Here is a 22,066-nt window from a genome sequence, read left to right on the forward strand (position 1 = left end):
GTGCGATAGACGTCATTACTTGCCAATCAGTTTTGTTTTCATTTCTGTATTAAGCTCTTCCATTTCCTCAATAAACTGTTTCCCGGTTGTTACAATCCGTTCATTTGACTGCTCTGTTAGTTCAATGGCATCAAATACATCCTGATAGGCTTTACGGAAGGCTTCAAGTGCGATAGCAGGTTCCTCAAGTGTTTTAAGCGTTTGTTCGGTGTTTTGCTTTAATAGAGCAGCATTCGATAAAAGCATCGATTCAGTAGCTTCATTCACATTTCGAACCGCTTTTATCACTTTTTGTTGGTTGTTTAATGCCAATTGAATAGAAGCTGTAACGGTAATAATGTTTTTGGTCATTGTGATCGCATTAAAGATCGCTTCTTCCAGCTTTTCGTTATTTTCAATAATTAAATCAACGGAAGCAAGAGATTGTTGAAGGACCATGACAGCTTGAGACATATTTTTCACACGTGTAGTAATTTTAAGCTGGCCTTTTTTCAACTCATTCGGATTGTCCTTCCACTGCTCAGAAACCATTTCTTGATCTAACAGCTCATGTAGTTCCTTGCCATGCTGAATTTGAACATTAAGTTTCTCGATTCTTTCTCTGGCAATTCCTTTTAACTGCACAAGCATGACATTATCTTCTTCAAGTTTATCTTTTCCTGTTAAAAGCCCTTCAATAATATGATCAACCTGAGATTCAACAGTTTGGTACTTTTTAGCGTATTGCTCAACTGGATTTCTTCTTAATACCTTATTCATCCATTTTTTTACTTGCCCATCTTTTAAGTGATCAGGCTCAAGCATAGAAACCATCTCTCTAAGCTCATGTAGCTGATTTGGAAGAGCATTTGAGTTATCACCCATCATTTCACGAACAGGGCGCTTTAAGGCTTCTAATGATTCACCGGCTTCGCGTTGTTCATCCTCACCTAATGACTGTAAGGACTGAAGTAAGCTATCAAGATCTTCATCCTGCTTATATTTTTGTATAACTTCGCTTGAAACGGAGTTGGACCCGTTGTCGCTCATTTATAAAACCCCCTAATTTAAAATAACAGTATGAATGGTTTACTAGTCATACGATTTGAAACGCAAAATGTTTCAAATACGGCCATCTCTTTGTTATTTATTATGAAGCAATCGCCCTTGCTTTACAATCATTCTGCAGGCGGAGAAAGGTTCTTCATATTTATTAAGGGATATCACTACACGAAAGAGAATATATTTGATAAAATATTCTCTAACTTAATAGAGACAAGTAGATTAAACGATCAAAAATAAAAATCTTGTAGAATGTGAATGATTTTTATATAATATCGATAATTGTTCGTGTTAACACAATTGTCTACTGTGAAAGAACAAATAATGCCAATGAATGAAAAACCGTTTTTGTATATAAATATGCAGTTTCATTCTTGGCTTTTTGTTTATCTAAATAGAAGCAATTAAAAGAAACCTATAATTGGAGCACGAATGATAAGTACTCATATAAAAATGTGAGTTTGCCGAAATGTCAGAAAAATGATAGGATACTTGTATATTAACTCGAAGTTAAACGGGGAGAGTTGATGACATAACTTTTTGGAGAGAGGTGGGTGCCTATGCGGAATGCAGGATATCCGAAGAAACAAGGGCTTTATGATCCGCAATTTGAACACGATAATTGTGGCATTGGCTTTTTGGCGCACATGAAAGGGAAAAAGTCTCATCAGATCATTATGGATGCACTTCATGTGCTCCGAAACCTTGAACACCGTGGTGGTCAGGGCGATGAGGTAAATACAGGAGATGGAGCGGGTATTTTACTTCAAATTCCTCATCGTTTCTTTGAAAGTATTAGTGAAACGATGGACATGCAACTTCCTGAAGCTGGCGATTACGGTGTGGGTATGCTATTTCTGCCTCAAGATAAAAAGAAAAGAGGCGTCTGTGTATCACGTGTCAATGAGATCGCAGAAGAAGAATCTCTTGAAATTATTGGTTGGAGAAACGTACCAACTAATTATAAGATGCTTGGGAATGCGGCCAGGTTATCGATGCCATCCATTCAACAAGTATTCATTAAAAAGCCTCATCATATACAATCCGAACTTGAATTTGAGCGCAAATTATATACGCTGAGAAAACGAGCGGAGAATGAACTGACAACTCTAGTAACTAGTGATGAATCGTTCTATTTTGCTAGTCTCTCAAGTAGAACAATTGTTTATAAGGGAATGCTGACTACGGAGCAAGTAGGTCAATTTTATCTAGATATTAATGACCCTAGTTTTGAATCAGCGATTGCTCTTGTGCATTCACGTTTTAGTACAAATACATTCCCAAGCTGGGAACGAGCCCATCCTAACCGTTACATGATTCATAATGGTGAAATTAACACGGTACGCGGAAATGTTAACTGGATGCATGCTCGTGAAGCGAAGTTCGCATCTAGCTTGTTCGGTGATTCGTTTGACTCATTAAAACCAATCATTGATAAAAACGGTAGTGATTCGTCCATGTTTGATAATGCACTTGAATTTTTGTCGTTATCTGGTCGAACGCTTGCTCATTCTGCCATGATGATGATTCCAGAACCTTGGCAAAACAATTCTGAAATGAGCGAGAAGAAAAAAGCATTTTACCAATACCATAGTACCTTAATGGAACCATGGGATGGACCTACATCTATCGTATTTACAGACGGTCGCCAAATAGGGGCCTGTTTAGACAGAAATGGTCTTCGTCCGTCGCGTTATTATGTAACAAAAGATGACATGATCATCCTCTCATCCGAGGTTGGAGTCGTTGATGTTGCTCCAGAAAATGTTTTATATAAGGAACGTTTACACCCGGGTCAAATGCTTCTTGTTGATACTGAGCTTGGAAAGATTATTCCAGATGAAGAAATCAAAGAGCAAATTATAAATGAGCATCCATACGAAGAGTGGATTCAAGAAAACTATATCCAGCTTGAAGACATGCTGGAGTCTTCTGAGGTTCATCAAACAGATTTCGCAAAAGCTAGAGTGAGACAACAAGCTTTTGGTTATACGTATGAAGAGCTTTCAAAGGTTATTCTGCCAATGGCAAGAGACGCAGTCGATCCAGTCAGCTCAATGGGGTATGATTCACCACTAGCGGTTTTATCACAGAAGCCTCAATTATTATATAGCTATTTTAAGCAATTGTTTGCGCAGGTAACGAATCCACCAATCGATGCGATTCGTGAAGAAATTGTAACGGCACTTGGAACAACAATTGGAGCAGAAGGTAACTTAATTGAGCCGAACGCACAAAGCGCCCGCCATATTCATTTACCATATCCAATTATTAATAATGAAGAATTAGCTAAGCTAAGAGATAACAAATTAGATGGCTTCAAATCAAAAGTTCTTCCAATTTTATTTGATGCAAGTCTTGCGCCAGGTACTTTAGAAAAGGCCATGCAAGATTTGTTTGATCAAGCAGAACTAGCCATTCAAGAAGGTCACACATTACTCATTTTAAGTGATCGAAACGTCGATGAAACAAAAGCAGCGATTCCAGGTTTATTAGCTGTTGCTGGTTTACATCATGAATTAATTCGAAAAGGGACGCGAACAGAAGTAAGCATCCTACTTGAATCTGGTGAGCCGCGAGAAGTTCATCATCATGCTGTATTATTAGGTTATGGAGCAGAAGCGATTAATCCATACTTGGTTTTTGATTCCATTGACGAAATGATTCAAGACCAATTAATGGAATCTGTTTCTTACGTGGAAGCCGTTAATCGATACATCAAAACCGCTTCAAAAGCTGTGATGAAAGTCCTTTCAAAAATGGGAATCTCTACTATCCAAAGTTACAGAGGCGCACAGATTTTTGAGGCAGTTGGAATATCAAATGAAGTGATTGACAAGTATTTTACGTGGACTACATCTAGAATTGGTGGAGTGACACTTGATTTAATCGCAGAAGAAGTATTAGTTCGTCACAACTTGGCATTTGCGCCATCTGAAGGAAAAGAGGATACGCTTGAGCCCGGTGACGACTTACAATGGAGAAGAAATGGAGAACCGCACCAATACAATCCACATTCCATCCATATGCTTCAAAACGCATGTCGAAATGAAAAATATGATCTCTTTAAAAAATATTCAGCATCCATAAATGAGCAAACAGAACAGCAAACAACGTTGAGAGGACTCTTTGCATTTAAGAAAGCCGATCAGCCTATTCCAGTTCATGCAGTTGAACCGGTTGAAGATATTGTGAAACGATTTAGAACAGGTGCGATGTCATTTGGATCTATCTCAGCTGAAGCTCATGAGACACTTGCTATTGCGATGAACCGTCTAGGTGGTAAAAGTAATACGGGAGAAGGTGGAGAAGACCCGAATCGTTTTACACCTGATGAGAATGGCGATTTAAGAAGAAGTTCTATTAAACAGGTAGCGTCTGGACGTTTTGGTGTAACTAGTCACTATCTTGTAAATGCAGATGAAATTCAAATTAAAGTCGCACAAGGAGCAAAGCCGGGTGAAGGCGGACAGCTTCCAGGGAACAAAGTATATCCATGGGTTGCTGAAGTCCGAGGATCTACACCTGGTGTGGGATTAATTTCACCACCTCCGCATCATGACATTTATTCAATTGAAGATTTGGCTGAATTGATTCATGACCTTAAAAATGCGAATCCAAATGCTAAGGTGAGCGTTAAGCTTGTTGCAGGTACTGGGGTTGGAACGATTGCAGCTGGTGTTGCAAAAGGTCGTGCTGATGGAATCATCATCAGTGGTTATGACGGGGGAACTGGTGCCGCAGCTAGAACAAGCTTAAAGCATACTGGTTTGCCTTGGGAAATGGGACTTGCTGAAACCCATCAAACTCTTGTTTTAAATAACTTACGAGACCGAGTGACAATTGAAACAGATGGGAAGCTAATGACTGGTAAAGATGTCATTGTTGCCGCATTACTAGGTGCGGAAGAATATGCATTTTCAACGGCGCCGTTAGTTGTGCTAGGTTGTATTGTCATGCGTGTTTGTCACTTAGATACATGTCCGGTCGGAATTGCAACGCAAAATCCTGAGCTACGCAAAAAATACATGGGTCAACCTGAGCATGTAGAAACGTTTATGCGTTATATTGCTGAAGAAATGCGCGAGATCATGGCAGAGCTAGGAATAACGAAATTAGATGACTTAATTGGTCGTGCTGATTTATTAAAAGTGAGAGAAAATGTTCAAAACAAAAAGGTTCGTAATCTTGATCTTTCGACACTTTTATACCAGCCTGATCCGGCTAATCATAAGAAAAACTTTAAAACAAAAGAACAAGATCATCAGCTTGAGCTATCTCTAGATATGCGTGAACTTCTTGAACCGAGTTTACCAGCTATAAATGAAGGGAAATCAGTTCGTTTATCTGCAACTGTGCGAAATGTAGATCGAGTCGTTGGAACAATACTTGGCTCTAAAATCACTGAAAAATACGGGAAAGTAGGACTTCCTGATGATACAATCCACATTGATTTAAAAGGATCTGCTGGACAAAGTCTTGGGGCGTTTCTTCCTTCTGGTGTAACCATCTCACTTGAGGGTGATGCCAATGATTATACGGGTAAAGGTCTCTCTGGTGGTAAGATAGCGATCTTCCCGCCGAAGGAAAGCACGTATATTGCCGAGAACAGCATTATCGTTGGAAATACATCCTTTTACGGGGCCACTTCAGGTGAAGCTTATATTAGAGGGATAGCTGGTGAGCGTTTTGCCGTGCGTAACTCTGGAGCAAAAGTAGTGGTTGAGGGAGTAGGAGATCACGGACTTGAGTATATGACTGGTGGAGTCGTTGTAAACATCGGTTCATTTGGGCGAAACTTTGCAGCTGGTATGTCCGGTGGAGTCGCTTATGTATTAAACGAAAAAGGAACGTTCCATAGTCGTTGCAATCAAGAAATGGTGCTACTTGAAGACGTTGTTCAAAAAGATGATCAACTCGAGCTTAAGAGCTTACTTGAAGAGCACGCGCGCTTAACGGGCAGCTACCAAGCGCAACGTATCTTGGGCGATTGGGAAGAGTTTGTAACGCGATTTGTTAAAGTCATTCCAAAAGATTATAAACGAATGCTTGCAGCCATTGATCGTGTTAAACAAGATGGTGTACCTGAAAATGATGCAATTATGGTCGCCTTTGAAGAAAACAAAAGTGATAAGTCTAGAGTAGGTGGAAAATAAGCAAAGGGGCGCGTATGCGTCCCATTTTGCTAAACATACGTTATACTTAATGGGATTTGGAGTTGAGAGCGATGGGGAAGCCAACAGGTTTCATAGAATATAAAAGAGAGAATCCGATAAAAAAAGATCCTTTTCAACGCACTAAAAATTGGAAAGAGTTCACCATTTTAACGCCTGATCCCGTTCTTCAAGAGCAAGCGTCAAGATGTATGGATTGTGGAATCCCATTTTGCCAGGCGGGGACCTCTATGGTTGGCTCAGGTGAAATTGGCTGTCCGGTGTACAATTTAATTCCAGAGTGGAATGATCTTGTTTATCGTGGAAAATGGAAAGAGGCGCTCACGCGTTTGCATAAAACAAACAATTTTCCTGAATTTACAGGAAGAGTCTGTCCGGCTCCGTGCGAAGGTTCCTGTACGGTTGCAATTAGTGATGAAGCTGTTACAATTAAAAACATAGAGTTTAGTATAGTTGAAAAAGGGTTCCAAGAAGGCTGGATCATTCCAGAACCACCTGCAAAACGTACAGGTAAAAGAGTAGCTGTTGTAGGATCAGGTCCAGCGGGACTAGCAGCAGCGGCTCAATTAAATAAAGCGGGTCACTTAGTGACTGTGTTTGAGCGTGAAGACCGAATTGGAGGCTTATTAACGTACGGAATACCGGATGTTAAGCTAGCAAACCATATTGTTGAACGACGCGTAGATATTCTTCGTAAAGAAGGTATTGAGTTTAAAACAAATATTGAAATTGGTAAAGATCTTACAACAAAGGAAATGGAACAGCAGTTTGATGCTACCATCCTTTGTACTGGTGCAACAAAACCAAGAAATGTAGGGATTGAAGGACGCGAGCTTAAAGGAATTGAATATGCGATGGACTTTTTAACGAGCAATACAAAAAGTCTCTTAAACTCAAATCTAGAAGATGGTAACTATATTTCTGCTAAAGACAAGCATGTCATTGTCATCGGTGGTGGAGATACAGGTGCTGATTGTATTACTACTTCTGTAAGACATGGTGCTAAATCGATTACACAATTTGACATTAATAAAATGAAGTCAGAAGTACGTACGGATGATAACCAATGGCCAATGTTTCCGATTGTTCATCAAAGTGAAGATGCCCATAAAGAAGCAAAAGCCGTTTATGGTGAGGATCCACGTGCTTATCAAGTAAATACAACAAGATTTGAAGGTGACGAAAACGGTCATGTGACAGCATTACACACGATTTCTGTTACTACTTCAATCGATGAGAATGGTGTGAAAACACGTCATCCAATTGAAGGAACTGAGAAAGTATGGAAAGCTGATCTTATTTTATTGGCTGTTGGTTTTACAGGACCTGAAGAAGAAATCATTCAATCTATGAAACTTAAAACAACCAAACAATCTAATATTGATGCTGAATACGGTCATTATGAAACAAGTAAAAAAGGAGTCTTTGCAGCAGGCGATAATCGTCGAGGGCAAAGTCTTGTTGTATGGGCAATACATGAAGGAAGAGAAGCAGCTAGGGAATGTGACCGTTACCTGATGGGTTCGTCTAACCTTCCGTAAACTCAAATGAACCTTAAGGAGGAACGATTGTGCTGGGATGGATGAAGCATTTTTTTCTCGTAGCGTCTGCGTTAATGACTTTTGGACTCTCGGATTATGAACAAACGTCACACACACTTCCTCTTTTTTCATCTGAGAAAAGTGATACGGGTCCTCAAGCTGCAAAGTCATTTGTTTACAAAATTAACGAGCATGATTATAGTTTATTTCACTCCGTATTCCCTTCAGATGTGCATGATTATATCCATCGGGATGAGGAACATGCAAAACAATTAGCTAAACAATTTACTGAGCAAGCGAAACAGCAAAGTTACCTGAAATTCGGTTCAACGATAGAGGGTAGAATCAGCCCTCTGTTTGAAGGAACTGTGTTAACTGCCTTTGAAGAAGCTTTGTCTCAACGTATGGCGTCATTATCAGTTGAGGAGCAAGAGCATCTACAAGTGACCAATCATCCCTCTTCGGGCCGTGGAGAAAAGATTGTACATGTATTTTCGTTAAAGACAGGCGAAGACCTTATACGTTTTCATGTTAGGCGGGATCAGCCACCTAAACAAGGACATTGGTTTAATTTTCATTATCATGTAGCATCAGATAATTATGAGCATCACTATCCTCTGGCTTCGATATATTGGGGAAAAGACGTTCCTCCATTATGGAAAGCATAAAACACTAAACCGTTTCTCGTATGATCAATTGATGATCTAGGGGGACGGTTTATTCTGTTCATGGATTAGACAAAAATAATAATGTTTTTTCCCTATCCGTTTTGGTACGATAGAAAGAGACGTGTGATGGAGGGGTTAAAGTGGAAGCAAAAGCAACAAAAGAAGAAAAGCATGCCAAGCGACCAAAGCCAATGTGGTTAAAATGGTTAATCCGTATCGTATTAGCTTATGTATTGCTGCTTGCTACGATCTTATCAATTACTATTATTGTATTACTCGGAACGTTTATTCTTGTTATTATTGATACGTTTTCAAGTACATCTAATTTAAATGAATTTACTGAATCTAATTTGGTTCCTCTTACAAATGCTCTTTGGAATCTCTTTACTTGGCTTATTCCTGGACTTTAATGTACTAAATGAATGTAGAGGAGAGAGATAAATGTCACTCGAGCGCACGGTATACAAAACAGGGAAATATGTCTGTGAACGTTTAGAAACGGACGAGTCTAACCGTAAAGCATTAGTAAAAGTACGTGCCGTATTAAAGCACCCTACACAAGGGGATTTACACAACCCGAAACAAGTGGATGTTCCTTTGTTTCATGAACGCAAGGCACTAGCAGAGTTTGAAAAAACGTGGGTGCCGCTTTCCACCTTACGTCCGTATGAAGAAGAGTGTCCCGCATATCTTGCTTCATTAAAACAAGCTTGGAATGCACAATATGAACAGTTAGAAGAGGACGGCTCTGATTGGGCGAAAAAGAGTCAACGAAATTTAATCGAATTACGAAACGAGTACCGCTTTTCCTAAAAAGCGACTCGTTTTTTTAAGTGAGGAAAAAAGATGAAAGAAACAGGGAAGCAAGGACTTTTGATCCATTATCTGTTGGTGATGGTTGCCACCTTATTATGGGGTGTAAACATCGTTTGTTTGAAAATTCTCGTTACATCATTTACGCCTGTAACCATGACAGCATTTCGAATAGGCACAGCTGGGTTGGTCTTGTTCGTAGCGCTTGTTTTTATAAGAAAAGCTAAGAAATTAAGTCGGCTTGAGTGGGGATATGTGATAGCTGGTGGTGGCTTAGGTGTTTTTGCACACCATTTATTTTTAGCCTTTGGACTTCAGAGCGTACAAGCTTCGACTGCTGTATTATTGTTAGGCCTTGTACCAGTCGCTACAGCCATTTGTAGCATTCTCTTTTTAAAAGAGTCATTTACCAAATGGACGTTCCTTGGGATTGGGTTAGCCTTTTTAGGTGTGCTATTTGTCCAAGGAGGAATTGGTCAGTTTGGAACTGGATCGGTATATATTTTAATTGCTGTTCTCGTTCAAGCGGTCAGTTTTCTTTTTATCCGTAAGGCTTCAGAAACCATGAACCCACTTCAAGTTACTACATTTACATTGTTAATTGGAGCGATCGTTCTCTTTATTTGTAGCTTTACATTAGAGCCAAGTGGCTTTGACCGTTTTACTTCGGGCTCACCAGCCTTATATGCCATCTTCTTCTTCTCAGCCATTTGTTCAACGGCTGCTGGTCAACTTCTGTTTAATGCATCCATTAGTCGAATCGGAGCTAGTAAAAGCGCGATCTTCTTAAATTTTGTCCCGTTCTTTGGCGTCGTTTGTTCAGCGATTTTTTTAAATGAATCCATCTTCTGGTATCAGTGGTGTGGCTTTGTTCTCATTGTAGCAGGAGTATTTTTCGGTACAGGTTACATAGAGCAATTAAAGTACACAACAAAAAAAGATAGACAGGCAAAAAGTCGATCATCTTTATCATAAAAAAAGGAAGAGGAACTATAAAAAGTTCCTCTTCCTTTTAACTAGATCTAGTGAGTTAGCTTACAATGGTTGCACTCCAGATAGGCTCAAGCGTATCGCGTAACGATTGTTCTTGTTCTGCTGTAAGTGGCAATAGTGGTAGTCGCACAGACCCAGTTTTAATGTGGTACATTTGAAGCGCTGCTTTAACAGGCACTGGGTTCGGTGCAGCAAATAAAGCTTTCATTCCCGGGAGGAGCTGACGATGCATTCTCGCAGCAGCTTGTACTTTTCCAGCCTCAAATAGAGTAGCCATTTGCTGCATTTCTTTCCCGAAAATGTGGGAAGCGACAGATACAACTCCCGCTCCTCCAATTGCAAGAACAGGGAGCGTTAAACTATCATCTCCACTATACACCGTAAAACCTGCTGGTGCTTGATCAATTAATAAGGCCATTGCATCTAAATCTTCACTTGCTTCTTTCATAGAAACAATATTTGGGATTTGTGCAAGTCTTAATGTTGTTTCAACATCAATGGTAATAGCTGAACGTCCAGGCACGTTATAAAGCATAACTGGTAAGTTGGTTGATTCAGCAATTGTTTTAAAATGCTGGTACAACCCTTCTTGACTTGGGCGGTTATAATAAGGTGCTACAAGCATCACGGCATCTACACCAATTGTAGCTGCTTCGTTCGTTAAATCAATGGAAGCTTGTGTGTTATTTGAACCGGTACCTGCTATGACCGGAACTCGTCCATTTACTGCCTTCACAGTTGTTTTAAAGACAAGTTTCTTTTCTTCAGTTGTTAACGTTGGAGATTCTCCAGTTGTGCCACCAACAACAAGCGCATCTGAACCATTTTCAATCAAATGCTCTATTAAACGTTCAGTCGCTTCAACGTCTACTTGTCCAAACTCATTAAACGGTGTAATCATTGCTGTTATTACTTTTCCAAAATTCATTTCGATCACCCTCGATTCTGTGTTGTGTTGACTATACTAGTGGGCAGAATCTAAAATCACAAAAAAACAACAATGACAGGGACTCATTGCTGCATGGTGATACGTAAACCCATACCAATTTCAAGATAGCCCCCCATATAGTCAATCAATAACCATATGACAGTTCTGTATCTATTAAATACAGACCCAGCGCGGGGCTATGAGTAGCCTGACGCTTCGGCAAATTCCCCTTTCATTTTGTATCAACAGAGCCCATTCTCCTCCACAAAAATACTGATGGTTTTTGCACCTCTACCCTCACTTCAAATTTGAAGTAAAGATTTATTTTATTAAGTTCACCATACCAAATAGAAGCCCTGAATGCAAACATTTTCAGCGGACGGAGGTGGGACCATCTGGTGAGAGTCTATGTTGGATATCGTTTAAGAGTAAATCCAACTCCTGACTACATCGTATCGTACGTTCCGACGACATGCCATATTTTTCAGCTAATATAAACATTTGACGACGTTTTAATTCAATCTCTTGATACTTCATATATTCACCTCAACTAACGTAAAGAATAGTAGCAAAATTGAATAAATGATACCTCGAATTAAGTATACCCAATTTTCCCAACAGTGGAAGGGATTCTACGAAGAATGTCAGAAGTCCCTAGAAAAAGTTAGATTTCGACACGCTTATTTGTCTGATATTTGAACTTAGTCGGCAAGAGCGATAAGATAGAGGAAGTGAGACAAGGAGGATGTCATGATTCAATTAATTGCGACTGATATGGATGGCACGTTATTAAATGATAAAAAAAAGGTATCACCAGAAAATATCAAAGCCATTAAGGCGGCACAAGAACAGGGAATCGAAGTCATTGTTGCTACAGGAAGAAGTAAGGAGGAAGCTCAGGAACCATTGGATGAGGCGGGCTTATCATGTCCCATCATTAGTATTAATGGTGCCGAGACATGGGATGCCGAAGGAAACGTAGCTGATGTAAAGCCACTATCTTATGAAGAAGCAGTTAAGGCAATGGATCTTCTTCGTGAACATGCCATTTACTTTGAATTGTATCTGCAGTCAGGCACTTATAGTGAAAGCAAAGAACAAGCGATGGATGTCATCGTACAGCTTATGGAATCAATTAAAGGAGCTGTTGGCACTCAAATTGAAATGCAGCGAATGGCTAATAAACGAATCCAAAATGGATCAATCTCGTTTGTTGATCAATTTGAAACTGTACTAACCGATTCATCTGATGCCATTTTAAAATTATTAGCTTTTTCAACGAATCTTGTGATTTTAGACCAAGTAGAAGAACAATTAAAAGAAAACCCACATTTGGCCGTAACAGCATCAGCAAGAGGGAATTTGGAAATCAACGCGATCGACGCACAAAAAGGAATTGCCTTACAAGCTTATGCAAAACAAGCAGGTATTCCGATGGAGTCAGTTATGGCACTTGGAGACAATCTAAATGATCTTTCAATGATGAAAGTGGCTGGATATCCTGTTGCCATGGGGAATGCTGCTTATGAAGTAAAGCAGCTGTGTACGTATCAAACAGAGACCAATGATGAACACGGCGTGGCTCATGCGATATATACATACACAGATATAGAGAAAGCTTAATTGTTAAAGAAACAGGCATTTCCCAACAGGGATGCCTGTTTCTTTATTTTATGGCTGAATAAGTATACGGTTACGTTGTTTACAACATGAATATTAGGGGTATGTAATAAAAGTAAGCATGAAAATACATAAATACAGCTTGTATCTTGTGCGGTCCTATGGTAAGATAAAGAGTAACGGTTTGAAATCTTCCGGAACATTAGGCGTCTTACATTCAGCTGGCGCGGTCTTCGGAGCCGCAAGGATGAAAGAGAGGTAGGGCTTTCATTGTTTGGAAGGAAAAACTGGATCTTAAATAGTGACGGTGGTTCTAAACTCATGTAGAATACACAGTCAAGTATAGCTTAAAAAGCATAACCCAACTTTTAAAGATGAAAAGGGATCAAAAGTGTGACTTGGTCCAATATCGAAATATATGTATAGTAGATTCGGTTTTGATTGAAGAGAAACACGAACTTTCTATTCTTCAACGCACTGATTAAATGAAGAATTCAAATCTGCCCGGCCTTAGTGAGCCGGGCCTCTTTATACGAACTTAAATAATTTCACGTACCATATTGAGTGTATTTTAGGTTTGAAAACTATCTAAAAAGGTTACAGATAGACAAACAAACGTAAAGGAGAGAATATAATGGCGGAACATGTACCGAATATCGAGGAGTATCAAAAGAAAATTGCTTTAATGAAACGAGATCAACGCGAATATAAAGCAGAAGCATTTATTGAGATTTATGAAGAATATATTGAAAGACTCGAAAAAGAAATTGGTGTTCATCAAACGTAACGGGTATAAAGTGAATAGAAGGTTTATTTAATGGCGAACTCCTAACGTTACGGGATGTTCGTTTTTTTTGAGTCCGATAGGGTCTTTTATTGCTATATTGACTGAATTCACGTAGGATAGTATTGAAAACGCTAACATAATATCATAGACATTTTATGGATGAGGTGATTGAATGAAAAAAGCATTCATTTTTCAAGGAGGCTGGGAAGGTCACGAGCCGGCCGAGGTAGCTGTGATTTTAAAGGGCATTCTGGAGGAAGAAGGTTTCGCAGTAACGGTCAGTGATACACTCACTTTTTTAGAGGAAGAGGACCTTAAGCAATTTGATTTAATCGTTCCGAATTGGACCCAAGGAGAAATCAAACAGGAACAACTTAAGCCGCTAATGGAAGCAGTGGAAGCTGGGACAGGACTTGCAGGTCTACACGGTGGAATGGGAGATTCATTTAGGAAGGAAACGGACTATCAATTTATGGTTGGTGGACAATGGGTTGCCCATCCAGGTAATGATGGAGTAAATTACACGGTTCACATTCATGACTCATCACATGAATTAACTAAAGGACTAAAGGACTTTGATGTTGTGAGTGAACAGTATTATATGCACATAGATCCGGCTGTAAACGTACATGCTACAACTCAATTTCCAATTGCAGATGGGCCGCATTCCGTAAATGGGCCAGTTTCAATGCCAGTTGTCTGGTCGAAAAAATGGGGGAAAGGCAACGTTTATTATTGTTCACTGGGCCACGTAGCTGAAGTTGTAAACCAACCAGAGATTATCAGCTTGATGCGTATGGGAATGAAGTGGGCAGCACGATCTTGAAAAATAACTAAGTCAAATACCTTGAGAGGAGAATATACGAATGAACATAAGAATCGGAATGATTGGATATCAATTTATGGGGAAAGCTCATAGCCATGCATATCGAGATATTCCCTTTTTCTTCTCTACTAAGGCTAAACCTGTACTTAAGGCGTTATGTGGACGAAATATAGAAGCAGTCAGAGAAGCAGCAGATCGAATGGGCTGGGAGTCTGTTGAATCGGACTGGCGTGAGTTAATTAAAAGGGATGATATTGATGTCATTGATATTGTCACGCCAAATCATACTCATGCAGAGATAGCGATTGCGGCGGCAGAAGCGGGAAAACACATTATCACGGAGAAGCCGCTTGCTTTGACAGTAGAGGAAGCCAAAAAAATGAAGGACGCAGTGGAAAAACACAATGTCATTCATATGGTTTGTCATAACTATCGATTTGTACCTGCCATTCAATACACAAAAAAACTGATTGATGAGGGTAAGCTTGGTAAGATCTTTCATTTTCGCGCCCATTACTTACAAGACTTTATTATAGACCCTGGGTTTCCGCTTATCTGGCGTTTAAAAAGAGAAGTGTCCGGTTCGGGAGCGTTAGGTGATATTGGGGCACATAGCATTGATCTAGGTAGATATCTAGTAGGAGAGATGGATGAGGTTGTGGCCATGTCGCAGACCTTTATTAAAGAACGTCCATTAGGTGAAATGTCGGGTGGCTTAAGCGCTTCGGCAAGTAGCAATGAAATGGGTGAAGTCACTGTAGATGATGCGGTGGCCTTTATGGTGCGGTTTAACTCTGGAACATTTGGGACGTTTGAAGCAAGTAGGTTTGCTACAGGTAATCGTAATCGAAATACAATTGAGATAAATGGAGAAAAAGGTTCAATTCGTTGGGACATGGAACAAATGAATAACCTAGAACTCTATTTAACTGATGATCAGGAAGGGATGCAAGGATTCCGCAATGTAAATTGCACAGAAGAGGTGCATCCTTATGCAGGGGCTTACTGGCCAGCGGGTCACATTATTGGCTACGAGCATACATTTATTCATTTGCTTTATGAGTTTTGTGAAGCCGTTTTAAATAACAGGCAGGCCAAACCAGATTTTCACGATGGGTATCAAAATCAACTTATACTGCAAGCGATTGAGCAATCAGCAGAGACAAAACAGTGGGTAGATATTCAAAAAGCATAACACTACAAAAATAGAGGTGACCTTTTTGTCAGCATCAATCAATGAAACAACCTATCAGGGCATGCAAGCTATTAAGATGGAAACAAGTAAAATGGAAGTTACGATTGTACCTGAATGGGGATCAAATGCGATCTCAATGAAATGGAAAAAGGAAAATGAATTTGTTGAATTACTAAGAGGTCCGAGCTCCATTGAAGAATATGAGCAAGCACCCGTTCAATTTGGTGTACCTATCTTGTTCCCACCAAATCGGATCAGTGACGGTGAATTTACGTTTAATGAACAAACCTATTCTTTTGACTTGTCCGAGCCAGATAAAAACAATCATATTCATGGTTTTGTGTATCAGAAGCCTTGGAAGGTTACGCAAACAGAAGTAGAAGGGGATCGGGCTAGAATAGTAACAACGATTGAATCAAAGGACCATCCAGATATCACTGCACAATTTCCCCATTCGTTTCGAATTGACATGGTCTATATTTTAGAAGGATCATTATTGAAAAAACATGCGATGATTACGAATCTAGGCGATCAAGAGTTTCCGTGGGGCATTGGATATCATACAACCTTTCTATTCCCTGAAGAAACAAGTCAGTTTTCATTAGCTGCTGAAAAACAATGGGAGCTTAACGAACGTTTGCTACCGACAGAAAAACTCGTTCCAACACCCTACACAAACATTAAAGAGGGTATGTCCCTGCAACAAGTTGAATTAGATGATGCCTTTTTAGCGCAAGAAAATGAGTTAGAAACCAACCAAGCAGTCATCACACTTGAAGACGAACGGATTCAGATTCGTTATAAAGCTGACGAGTTCTTTAAACACTGGGTTGTGTATAATGCGGATGGCACAAAAGGGTATGTCTGTCCTGAACCGTACACATGGATAACAAATGCACCAAAATTATCATTAGAGAAAGAATTGACCGGGGTGCAAACGCTTGGTGGAAACCAATCAATTGTCGTAAAAACTGAAATTGACGTTTCTAGTTTATGATTAGAACAAAGGTCTGAGACATCATGCTAATGAATAAAAATGGCGAATGATTCGGTTTTAGAAGTCATTCGCCTTTTTTTCATTTATGATTAATTAATTCTCAGCCACTTTTTTATGTGCAGTGTCATTTTGGAAAAACTGATCTATGGCAAATGAAGTAGCACCAATGGCTGTTGCGTTTGTATGTACTGTTGAAAAGATTATGGGAGTATGCTGTTGATCCGTAACTAGTCTGCTTGAAATTGTATCTTGTACTTCTTCAATTAAAAAGTCTGACGCCAGTGCTAATCGGTTCCCAATTATAATTTGATCGGGACTGAAAATATGGATAAGTGATACAATTCCAATTCCTAAATAAGTAGCAACATCTTTTAGTGCTGCCAGTGTTTTCACATCTCCATTTTTTGCTGAAGTTATAAGCTCCTCAAGTGTATATTCAAAACCAGTGTAAGAAAGTAATGCTTGTTCTGAAGCAAACATCTCCCAGCAGCCAAAATTTCCACATCTGCACAATGGACCATTCCCATCGATTGTCATATGACCTACCTCCCCGGCAAAGCCATGTGTGCCTTTGTACAGTTGCCCATTTAATACGAATCCAGCTCCTATACCTATTCCTGCACTAATGTAAAGTGATGAGTGAGCTGGTTCAACTCGATCGGCTGATTGTTGACCGAGAGCTCCAAAGTTTGCTTCATTATCTACCCAAATGGGTACGTGGAACTCGTTTAACTCAATCGTTAAGTCAATATGTCTCCAGTTTAAATTTGGTGCATGAATGATTTCACCTTTCATTGAAACAATTGCCGGAACACCAATTGCAATCCCTACCAAGCCATAAGGCGAATCTGGAATCTTAGATATCAAGCTACGTACCATTGAAGTGATGACATCTATCACATAAGGATAAGAGGTTTGAGCAAGCGGTTGCCTGACTGATACGATTGGTTCACCATTTAAATCTGTTAATATTCCAAGAATATGTTGTACACCTAAATCGATTCCGATGGAGTAACCAGCATGTTTGTTTACTTGAAGTAGTACAGGCTTTCTGCCACCACTTGATATTCCGGTTCCGATCTCTAGCAGAAGATTCTCCTCGATTAATTCTGTAACTAAGGTAGAAATGGTCCCTTTATTTAAGCCTGTAACCTGAGCAATCCTTGCTCTGGATACAGGTTCATGTTGTCTTATAAAATGGAGGACAAGCTGTTTATTTTCTTTTTTAATCGTCGTTTGATTTTGAGGTGTCGCCATTTGTATCTCCTTTGTAACTAGAATATATAAACTTAGTTTATTCAATAGACAAAGTTAAATCAAGCTGTTATACTCACCTTATAATGAAAACGCTAACAAAAACTAAAGATAAGGGTGTGTTGATCGATGTCAGTATTCAAAGATGTGCAGTCCATCCAATATGAAGGCCCGGGTTCAAAGAATTCACTTGCATTTAAGTATTATAATCCAAGCGAACAAGTAAATGGACAATCGATGGAAGAAATTTTGAGGTTCTCCGTTGCTTATTGGCATACGTTTACCGCAGGCGGAGAAGATCCATTTGGAGCAGCAGTAATGGAAAGACCTTGGCTTCATTTAAAAGGGATGGATCTAGCAAAAGCTCGAGTAGAAGCTGCATTTGAGTTGTTTGAGAAACTAAATGTCCCTTACTTTTGTTTTCATGATGTTGATATTGCGCCATCGGGATCATCGTTAAAGGAAACAAACCAAAATCTTGATGTGATTACAGCGATGATTAAAGAGTATTCAAAAACAAGTAAAACCAAATTATTATGGAACACGGCGAATTTGTTTAACCACCCTAGATATGTACATGGAGCGGCTACGTCAAACCTTGCTGACTCATTTGCCTATGCTGCAGCTCAAGTGAAAAAAGGGTTGGAAATGGGAAAAGAGCTCGGATCCGAAAACTACGTATTCTGGGGTGGGCGTGAAGGGTATGAATCTCTACTAAACACCGATTTGAAATTAGAACAGGATAACATGGCCCGCTTTTTCCACATGGCGATTGATTACGCCAAGGAGATTGGATATACAGGACAATTTTTAATTGAACCAAAGCCTAAAGAACCAACTAAGCATCAATATGATTTTGATGTCGCAACAAGTCTTGCATTCTTGCAAAATTATGGACTAAATAATCATTTTAAATTTAATATAGAGGCAAATCATGCCACACTTGCAGGACATACGTTTGAACATGAGCTACGCACAGCTCGAATACATGGGATGCTCGGATCCGTTGATGCAAACCAAGGGGATCCGTTACTTGGATGGGATACAGATGAATTTCCTACAGATCTCTATTCAAGTACCTTGGCTATGTATGAAATTTTAAAGAATGGTGGGTTAGGAACTGGAGGGTTAAACTTTGATGCGAAGGTTCGTCGTACTTCTTTTGAACCAATTGATTTATTTGAAGCACACGTAGCTGGAATGGACAGCTTTGCAGTTGGCTTGAAAGTAGCAGCGAAACTACTAGAGGATGGAGTACTTGAGGACTTTATAGAAGACCGTTATTCAAGCTTCAAAGAAGGAATTGGCTTAGATATTGTTGAAGGTAGAAGCAGCTTGCGATTATTAGAAGAACATGCGCTTAGCTTAACAGAAATCAGACCGCGCTCTGGTAAGCAAGAAAAGTTAAAAGGTATCATCAATCAGTATCTACTTGAAACGATGCATTCGATGGCAAAAAGATAACACCAATAGATAACGGAGGTGGAAGTATAACATGTCACATGTAATTGGAATTGACTTAGGAACAAGTGCTGTTAAGCTTCTACTTGTTTCTAAAACAGGGGAAGTGGAGGTAGAAGTAAGTAAACCTTATCCTCTAATACAGGAAAAGTCAGGCTATAGCGAGCAGGATCCAGCACAATGGGTCATCCAGACAACTGAAGGAATAGCGGAATTGATGGAGCAATTTCAAGGGAACCCTGAACAAATCGAAGGCATTAGTTTCTCAGGACAAATGCATGGGTTGGTATTGCTTGATGAATCGAACGAGGTACTTAGACCGGCGATCCTCTGGAATGATACACGGACCACAGATGAGTGCAGGGAGATAGAACAGCTTGTTGGAGCAGATAAACTGTTAGAGATTACACGAAACCCATCACTAGAAGGATTTACTTTACCGAAAATACTTTGGGTTAAAAAAAATGAACCAGAGATTTTTTCTAAAGCCGCAATGTTTCTACTTCCAAAAGATTATCTCCGGTTTGCCATGACTGGGAAATTGCATAGTGAATACTCTGATGCTGGCGCTACTTTGTTACTTGATATCAAAAACCAGTGTTGGAGCAAAGAAATTTGTGAAAAAGTTGGAGTCGACATCAACATATGCCCGCCTCTTATTGAGTCCCATGCATCAGTCGGACGGCTTACCAAGGATGTTGCCGAGCAAACAGGTTTGTCTGTTAAAACAAATGTGTTTGCAGGAGGAGCAGATAATGCCTGTGGAGCAATTGGAGCAGGCATTCTTTCTGAAAAAGATACGTTAGTAAGCATTGGAACGTCGGGTGTCGTTCTTGCGTTTGAGGACACAAATGATGTACAGGTTGATGGAAAGGTTCATTTTTTTCATCACGCAAAACCAAATGCTTTTTATAAGATGGGGGTTACGTTGTCTGCGGGTTACAGTTTAAGCTGGTTTAAGCAGACATTTGCTCCCGATGTTCCCTTTGATCAAATGGTTAATGAAGCAGGAGCACGAAAGCCCGGTGCAAATGGGTTACTCTTTACGCCTTATTTAACTGGAGAACGCACGCCGCACGGAGACTCCGCGATACGAGCAAGTTTTATTGGTGTCAGTTCAACTCACACTCGTGCTGATTTTGTTCGAGCGGTTCTTGAAGGGATCACGTTCTCTTTAAGAGATTCTCTAGATTTGTTTCGAGAACAAAAAACGCCTGTCCATCGAATTGTTTCTATAGGCGGGGGGGCTCTAAGTAAAGTCTGGTTACAAATGCAGGCCAATATCTTTAATGTACCTGTTGTTAAGCATGCGAATGACCAGGGGCCAGGGATGGGAGCAGCAATGCTTGCGGCTTATGGAGTAGGTTGGTTTAAGAGTTTAGACGAGTGTGCAGCATTATTTATAAAAGAAGAAACAATATATGAGCCTGAACAGACTCAAGTAGAGCAATACGAAGCATTGTATCAGCTTTACCGACGAGTGTATGCTCAGACAAAAGAATTAAATCAATCACTTGCAGCATATAGATAGCATTAAACAAAAGAAGAAGCTGACCACACGATCTGTGTGGAACAGCTTCTTCTTTTAATCTATTAGACAAAATAAAACCCCCTCAGAGAGGGGGTTGGTTAATTATGCTTTTTCAACGTTAGCTGCTTGCTCGCCACGGTTACCTTCAACGATATCAAAACGAACTGCTTGACCTTCTTCAAGAGTCTTGAAGCCTTCGCTTTGGATAGCTGAGAAATGTACGAATACATCGTCACCATCTTCGCGCTCGATGAAACCAAAACCTTTTTCTGCATTAAACCATTTTACTGTACCTTCTAACATGTGTGTTTCCTCCTTGTAAATGAATTACTATTTACGTTAACCATCAAGCTTCAAGAGGAAACAACATTAGGTATTCCATCTATCCACGTTAATAAAACAATAAGTAGCATAGATAAAGAATAGCATAAGCTACAGCAATATGCAAGTCATTATCTATAAATCCGATTTGAATTCAACATCATTTATTTATTCACTAGATGAATGATCTTTCGTTTTTTCAGGCTTACGTTCTTCTTTCTCTTCATGAGAAATCTCCTCTAAAGGCAATTCATCAATGGGCATAGAAGACTGGTCGTGGTGGCTTTGTTCATCTTTATTGTTCTTAAATTTATCCTGATCGATCTTTTCTTTTTTTGAATCATAGTCTTTTTTATCCGTCATCAAAATCCCTCCTTACTTACTCAATAACCTAAAACAAATAAATAAAACATATTGTTGACTTTTATCAGTTTAGTGCTAAACTGATAGTAAGAAAGGGGGCTGTTCTAATGGATCAACCAGGTGGAGAGCGTCTTAGCTTACTTTTATGGTTTCGATTGGCTCGGTTCTATCATCAAAGTAACCGATTATCCAATGAGAATGTTGGTCAGTTTGATCTGACAATTAGTCAATTTGATTTACTTGTACAAACACAGGCCAATCAGCCAATTTCACAAATGGATCTGGCCGAAAAGCTCCTGGTCACAAAGGGTAGCATCACGCAAATGCTTGCTAAGCTTGAACAACGAAATTTAATTAAACGCGAACAGGACTGGCGAATTAAACGAATTTCATTAACAGAAGAGGGAGAAGCTTTAATGAAAGAAGCACGTCCTGATCAATCAGCCTTTCAGTCATCATTATTTAATCCATTAACACAGGATGAACAGAAACAACTCAATACATTATTAAAAAAACTTCAAAAAGGGATTGAATTCCGCAATAACTAGGAGGA

Annotated in this window: 20 protein-coding genes and 1 riboswitch; of the genes, 14 read left to right on the forward strand and 6 right to left on the reverse strand. The window is 39.6% G+C overall.

The genetic code is table 11. From position 1 onward, the window contains the following. Positions 1–15: 15 nt before the first annotated feature. The gene (locus NSQ54_09585; protein WYP28325.1) at positions 16–1,029 is read right to left on the reverse strand and encodes a toxic anion resistance protein; all 1,014 of its coding nucleotides are present in this window, start codon (positions 1,027–1,029) and stop codon (positions 16–18) included. A gap of 572 nt (positions 1,030–1,601) precedes the next feature. On the opposite strand from NSQ54_09585, the gene gltB reads away from it, so the two are divergent. From gltB to NSQ54_09615, 6 genes are all read left to right on the forward strand, one after another. Beyond that, the gene (gene gltB / locus NSQ54_09590) at positions 1,602–6,197 is read left to right on the forward strand and encodes a glutamate synthase large subunit (protein WYP28326.1); all 4,596 of its coding nucleotides are present in this window, start codon (positions 1,602–1,604) and stop codon (positions 6,195–6,197) included. Between the two features lie 71 nt (positions 6,198–6,268). Next, positions 6,269–7,756, forward strand: coding sequence for a glutamate synthase subunit beta (locus NSQ54_09595; GenBank protein ID WYP28327.1), 1,488 nt, complete (start codon positions 6,269–6,271; stop codon positions 7,754–7,756). 29 nt (positions 7,757–7,785) lie between these two features. Next, the gene (locus NSQ54_09600; GenBank protein ID WYP28328.1) at positions 7,786–8,424 is read left to right on the forward strand and encodes a YpjP family protein; all 639 of its coding nucleotides are present in this window, start codon (positions 7,786–7,788) and stop codon (positions 8,422–8,424) included. A 140-nt stretch (positions 8,425–8,564) separates the two neighbouring features. Continuing rightward, on the forward strand, positions 8,565–8,834 hold the full coding sequence (locus NSQ54_09605) for a hypothetical protein (GenBank protein ID WYP28329.1): 270 nt from the start codon (positions 8,565–8,567) through the stop codon (positions 8,832–8,834). A gap of 31 nt (positions 8,835–8,865) precedes the next feature. Continuing rightward, positions 8,866–9,237 carry a kinase-associated lipoprotein B gene (locus NSQ54_09610; GenBank protein WYP28330.1) on the forward strand — a complete coding sequence of 124 codons (372 nt, stop codon included), beginning with the start codon at positions 8,866–8,868 and terminating at the stop codon, positions 9,235–9,237. Positions 9,238–9,270: 33 nt separating this feature from the next. Beyond that, complete coding sequence (locus tag NSQ54_09615) at positions 9,271–10,212, forward strand: DMT family transporter (protein ID WYP28331.1); 942 nt, start codon at positions 9,271–9,273, stop codon at positions 10,210–10,212. A gap of 55 nt (positions 10,213–10,267) precedes the next feature. Here NSQ54_09615 and dapA read toward each other — a convergent pair whose 3' ends face one another. Then, positions 10,268–11,158, reverse strand: coding sequence for a 4-hydroxy-tetrahydrodipicolinate synthase (dapA, locus tag NSQ54_09620; protein WYP28332.1), 891 nt, complete (start codon positions 11,156–11,158; stop codon positions 10,268–10,270). A 118-nt stretch (positions 11,159–11,276) separates the two neighbouring features. Then, a riboswitch (Lysine riboswitch) is annotated at positions 11,277–11,460 on the reverse strand. Positions 11,461–11,530: 70 nt separating this feature from the next. Beyond that, complete coding sequence (locus NSQ54_09625) at positions 11,531–11,695, reverse strand: aspartyl-phosphate phosphatase Spo0E family protein (protein ID WYP28333.1); 165 nt, start codon at positions 11,693–11,695, stop codon at positions 11,531–11,533. 213 nt (positions 11,696–11,908) lie between these two features. On the opposite strand from NSQ54_09625, the gene NSQ54_09630 reads away from it, so the two are divergent. From NSQ54_09630 to NSQ54_09650, 5 genes are all read left to right on the forward strand, one after another. Next, positions 11,909–12,781, forward strand: a complete 873-nt coding sequence (locus NSQ54_09630; GenBank protein ID WYP28334.1) for a Cof-type HAD-IIB family hydrolase — start codon at positions 11,909–11,911, stop codon at positions 12,779–12,781. A gap of 631 nt (positions 12,782–13,412) precedes the next feature. Next, positions 13,413–13,565, forward strand: a complete 153-nt coding sequence (locus NSQ54_09635; GenBank protein WYP28335.1) for a hypothetical protein — start codon at positions 13,413–13,415, stop codon at positions 13,563–13,565. Between the two features lie 172 nt (positions 13,566–13,737). Beyond that, positions 13,738–14,391, forward strand: a complete 654-nt coding sequence (locus tag NSQ54_09640; GenBank protein WYP28336.1) for a ThuA domain-containing protein — start codon at positions 13,738–13,740, stop codon at positions 14,389–14,391. Positions 14,392–14,431: 40 nt separating this feature from the next. Then, entirely contained in the window at positions 14,432–15,586 is a 1,155-nt protein-coding gene (locus NSQ54_09645) for a Gfo/Idh/MocA family oxidoreductase (GenBank protein WYP28337.1), read from the forward strand. A 25-nt stretch (positions 15,587–15,611) separates the two neighbouring features. Next, positions 15,612–16,583, forward strand: a complete 972-nt coding sequence (locus NSQ54_09650) for an aldose 1-epimerase (GenBank protein ID WYP28338.1) — start codon at positions 15,612–15,614, stop codon at positions 16,581–16,583. A 93-nt stretch (positions 16,584–16,676) separates the two neighbouring features. On the opposite strand, the gene NSQ54_09655 is transcribed toward NSQ54_09650, so the two are convergent. Beyond that, positions 16,677–17,840, reverse strand: a complete 1,164-nt coding sequence (locus NSQ54_09655) for an ROK family transcriptional regulator (GenBank protein ID WYP28339.1) — start codon at positions 17,838–17,840, stop codon at positions 16,677–16,679. 126 nt (positions 17,841–17,966) lie between these two features. On the opposite strand from NSQ54_09655, the gene xylA reads away from it, so the two are divergent. Together xylA and xylB are read left to right on the forward strand one after the other, a co-directional pair. Further along, on the forward strand, positions 17,967–19,301 hold the full coding sequence (gene xylA, locus NSQ54_09660) for a xylose isomerase (GenBank protein ID WYP28340.1): 1,335 nt from the start codon (positions 17,967–17,969) through the stop codon (positions 19,299–19,301). A 31-nt stretch (positions 19,302–19,332) separates the two neighbouring features. Further along, positions 19,333–20,829: a xylulokinase gene (gene xylB / locus NSQ54_09665; protein ID WYP28341.1), complete on the forward strand. Its 1,497-nt coding sequence runs from the start codon at positions 19,333–19,335 to the stop codon at positions 20,827–20,829. 102 nt (positions 20,830–20,931) lie between these two features. Here xylB and NSQ54_09670 read toward each other — a convergent pair whose 3' ends face one another. Beyond that, complete coding sequence (locus tag NSQ54_09670) at positions 20,932–21,132, reverse strand: cold-shock protein (protein ID WYP28342.1); 201 nt, start codon at positions 21,130–21,132, stop codon at positions 20,932–20,934. A gap of 186 nt (positions 21,133–21,318) precedes the next feature. Continuing rightward, positions 21,319–21,513, reverse strand: a complete 195-nt coding sequence (locus tag NSQ54_09675) for a hypothetical protein (GenBank protein ID WYP28343.1) — start codon at positions 21,511–21,513, stop codon at positions 21,319–21,321. A 107-nt stretch (positions 21,514–21,620) separates the two neighbouring features. Between NSQ54_09675 and NSQ54_09680 the strand changes: the two genes are divergently transcribed. Continuing rightward, entirely contained in the window at positions 21,621–22,061 is a 441-nt protein-coding gene (locus tag NSQ54_09680; protein WYP28344.1) for a MarR family transcriptional regulator, read from the forward strand. Positions 22,062–22,066 lie beyond the last annotated feature (5 nt).

Source organism: Alkalihalobacillus sp. FSL W8-0930, assembly GCA_037965595.1.
Taxonomy (GTDB): domain Bacteria; phylum Bacillota; class Bacilli; order Bacillales; family Bacillaceae_D; genus Alkalicoccobacillus.